Origin of the sequence: Vibrio sp. 10N.222.46.A1, assembly GCF_041473595.1 — a bacterium.
Taxonomy (GTDB): Bacteria; Pseudomonadota; Gammaproteobacteria; order Enterobacterales; family Vibrionaceae; genus Vibrio; species Vibrio tasmaniensis_A.
Map to the genome: position 1 here is coordinate 1 of NZ_JBFRSN010000971.1, position 2,961 is coordinate 2,961.

A 2,961-nucleotide genomic window follows, 5' to 3' on the forward strand; every position below is an offset into this window, starting at 1 on the left:
AGGTGAGCAAGGTCGAGGCTTTGCTGTAGTAGCAGACGAAGTACGTAACCTTGCAAGTAGAACTCAAGGTAGTACGTTAGAGATTAAGACCATGCTTGATGAACTTCATAAGTTGGTTGAACAAGCGGTCTCTTCGATGGGTGAAAGTAGCAATACTTGTCAGGATGTTGTGACTTCATCAAATGATATATCAGCGGGTTTAAATGATGTTAGCACCGCTGTAGCCTCAATCAATGCAATGACCGACCATATAGCAACTGCGGCAACAGAGCAAAGCTCAGTAACGGAAGAGATAAACCGTAACTTGGTGACTATACGTGACATTGTAAGTTCACTGCTGATATCGAGTGAAACATCAAGTACCGCTGTGGATGAACTTAAACAGGCTGGTGGGCAATTAAGCCAACTTGTTGGTCAATTTAAGCTTTAGATACTAAATAAGCATAAACACTCCAATATAAATTAAAAGTGGCGACCAATTGTTAAGCAATTTGGTCGCCACTTTCTATCAAGCGTCAAGAGTTACATATCCTTAAGTAGACTATAAAAAACATCCATCACCGCGAACACATCTCACCTATTGTCCACGTCCATCGACCATTACTATGATTGTTTTAGAAATGATGCTGAGATCAGCCACAATCCAAGATTTCATAGAGCACAGACTCAGTGCATAACTGTGGTCAAAGCCCACTTTACGACGTACATCATCAATACAGGTATCATAACCTTGATTTACTTGTGCTAGCCCAGTAATACCGGGCATTACGCCGTATGTACGGTCAGCAAAGTAGGGGATTTCGTTCTCTAGTTTGGTGTAAAAAGTAGGGCGTTCAGGACGTGGGCCAATTAGAGACATCTCACCTTTCAATACATTGATCAGTTGTGGCAACTCATCAAGACGCGTCTTTCTTAAAAATCGGCCAACGGGTGTGATTCGTGGGTCATTCGCCGTAGCCCAAACGGCACCAGAACGCGTTTCTGCATCTTCGTACATACTACGGAATTTCATGATCTCAAAGATTTCCATTTTCTCCGGTGTCGATTTACCAACACGCAGTTGACGGTAGAAAATCGGGCCACGAGAAGTGAGTACAATAGCCATCGCAATCAATGGAAATACGGGCGCTAGCAAAATCAAAGCAATCAGTGAACTCACGAAATCGAAAGTACGTTTAGCACGTGAGATTTTGTATTGGTATAAGTTTTGAGTAGATAGCTGTTCAATGTTCATCATAATAAGTCCTTAATGATTCGCTCGTGTCCAAGGTGAGTTTTCTAGCCCGACTAGGTAACGAATGCCACCAATGAAGTTGGCATAGTGTCCAACTATCAAATAAGAGATTAATGAAATAGGTTTATTTACGAGACGCTTTGGCAAGATGCAGCCAAGTACGCCAATGGTATACACGGCAACTTGAGCCCATAACAACACTTCAAATATCAAGTAGTTGTTAAGTAAGATTGAGCACACCAAGCACACAATCATTAAATATGGAGTGAGTAGACGAAGTCCTTTTCCAGAGAAGAACGCAAACGCGATGCCTTTGAACTTCGGGCTGAACAAGCCAAACAATCGAATCGCTTGTTGCATGTTACCCGCTGAAATACGAAGTCTTCTTTTGAAATCTGTTTCTAAATTTGATTCTTCTAGTTCCAGTGCGACCATTTGTGTTTCGTATTCTGCGATGTAACCTTGTTTAACGATTCGCATCGGTAGGATGAAATCATCATTAATAGTGTTGAGTGGAAGCAGTTCGAACAGGTGTGTTCTAAACAAGTAGAAAGCGCCATGAGAACCTAAGCTCGAACCTAATGAAGCTTCTGACTCTTTAACGGCGGTTTGAAACTGCCAATAGGTATTTTCACCTTCGTTACCTGTTGGGCAAAGCTGATACGTTGCGTTTACCACGCCAACCTTGTCACTTACAAAGTGAGCGGCGGCAATAAGCAGCGCATCCAATGAAATAAGGGCTGACACATCACTCAGAGCCGTGATGTCGCTGTTTATGCTTGTCACTTCTTCATTGATAACCGCAACTTTCCCTCGGTTGGTTTTGTGGTCATGTATCTCGAAATAGATATCGCTGCACATCGCTTCTTGAATCGTCATTTGAGCGATTTTTACCGTGTCATCAGTACAACCATCACAAGCAATAATCACTTGTAACTTCTTTTTTGGGTAATCGAGTGAAGCAAGATTACGGATCTTGTCTGCGATCCATTGCTCTTCGTTAAATGCCGGTACAAGAATGGTGATGGTGGGTAGTGTGCAATCTTGTTGTTCGTCTTTATAACAACGGTGGCTCTCTTCAATCTGACGCGCCGGGTGACTTTTCGCATACCAACGTAGTAACAGTGGATAGGCGGCGTGATGGTAGACAATCAGCGCACCAGAGAATAAGCAAAGTCCTGCAAGCAACCAGTCGATCATGCGCAAACTCCTTCTGAGATGTCGTTGTAAGACGAAACCATTTTGATGATATCGAAGTTGTCGAGAACGTAACGACGAGGTGACAAAAAGCGTTCATTTTGTTTTTCTAATAGCGCACTGGCTAATCCGGCAATGCTGCCACTTTTGACGAGGGAACTGCTGATGGGACATAAGGTTTCATCAACCGCACCGACGTTCATCGCGACGGTTGGAATGTTACATGCTTGGGCTTCGAGTGTAGAAAGAGGAAGCCCTTCGTGGCGTGAAGGTAGGCAGAAGGTATCCAGCGCTCCGTAAAAGGTGGTCATGTCATCCACTAAGCCAAGAAAGATCACACGTTCGCTGAGATTCAAGCGGTCAGTGAGTTGTTTCAGTTGATTGCGTTTTGAACCATTACCAGCCAGTGCGACAACGGTATTTGATGGCAGTAGAGCAAGTGCCTTAATCAGCTGGTCTTGACCTTTCACGTGCTCTAAACGCCCCGCACAACCAATGATGTATTTGTCGGTTGGTAGGTTGTGCTTTGC

At 43.7% G+C, this 2,961-nt stretch carries 4 protein-coding genes; 1 reads left to right on the forward strand and 3 read right to left on the reverse strand.

Annotated features, from left to right (window positions below; translation table 11 throughout):
• Positions 1-430: methyl-accepting chemotaxis protein (locus AB4496_RS22660; RefSeq protein WP_372132052.1), on the forward strand; the 430-nt coding region annotated here is incomplete at its 5' end.
• Positions 431-577: 147 nt separating this feature from the next.
• Here AB4496_RS22660 and AB4496_RS22665 read toward each other — a convergent pair.
• From AB4496_RS22665 to AB4496_RS22675, 3 genes are all read right to left on the reverse strand, one after another.
• On the reverse strand, positions 578-1,237 hold the full coding sequence (locus tag AB4496_RS22665; RefSeq protein ID WP_017097829.1) for a sugar transferase: 660 nt from the start codon (positions 1,235-1,237) through the stop codon (positions 578-580).
• A 9-nt stretch (positions 1,238-1,246) separates the two neighbouring features.
• Positions 1,247-2,434, reverse strand: a complete 1,188-nt coding sequence (locus AB4496_RS22670) for a glycosyltransferase family 2 protein (RefSeq protein ID WP_009846771.1) — start codon at positions 2,432-2,434, stop codon at positions 1,247-1,249.
• On the reverse strand, positions 2,431-2,961 hold a 531-nt coding region (locus AB4496_RS22675), incomplete at its 5' end, for a glycosyltransferase (protein WP_372132054.1). The genes AB4496_RS22675 and AB4496_RS22670, both read right to left, overlap by 4 nt.

What these genes read in the sequence shown, in the direction of transcription:
- AB4496_RS22665 (WP_017097829.1), bottom strand. Translation starts at nt 1,237, where the DNA reads ATGATGAACATTGAACAGCTATCTACTCAAAACTTATACCAATACAAA.
- AB4496_RS22670 (WP_009846771.1), bottom strand. Translation starts at nt 2,434, where the DNA reads ATGATCGACTGGTTGCTTGCAGGACTTTGCTTATTCTCTGGTGCGCTG.